Source organism: Anaerococcus sp. HMSC075B03 (assembly GCF_001815585.1).
GTDB lineage: Bacteria > Bacillota > Clostridia > Tissierellales > Peptoniphilaceae > Anaerococcus > Anaerococcus vaginalis.
The window spans coordinates 1-472 of the sequence record NZ_KV821197.1 but is presented as its reverse complement, the minus strand read 5'-3'; the positions used below and the strand labels follow the sequence as shown (position 1 = coordinate 472).

Sequence of the window (472 nt, the reverse complement as noted above, 5' to 3'; positions counted from 1 at the left end):
TTCGAAGGAAAATGGAAATTCACACCAAACGAACACAAAGTAACCTACGAATACGTAAGTGGAACAGAAGGCGTAGAATTACCAGAAGCATTAAAAGAAAAAGCCCCAGAAGAAGTAACAGGCAAAGTAAAAGGCGATAAAGTAACATCCCCAGTTCCAAAAGGAAAAGACGCAGAATATAGAGATGATGTAAACAAAGGAACATGGGCATTCAAATCATACGATAAGAATGAAGTAGAAATCTCTAACAAAGATGAAAAAGTTACAGGAACATGGGAATTTACACCAGATCCAGAGCCAGAAAAATACAATGTAACACACGAATTTGTATCCGCAACAGAAGGCAAAGATCTTCCACAAGTCGTAAAAGACCTAACACCAGAAGATCAAACAGGCAAAAAAGATGGAGATACAGTAACACCAACAGCTCCAACAAAAACACAAGTAAAAGATACAGAAAACGATGGAACAT

At 37.5% G+C, this 472-nt stretch carries 1 protein-coding gene; it reads left to right on the top strand.

What is annotated here, in order from left to right; genetic code table 11:
• A partial coding sequence (locus tag HMPREF3045_RS06685; RefSeq protein ID WP_257244382.1) for an SHIRT domain-containing protein occupies positions 1-472 on the top strand: 472 nt, incomplete at both ends.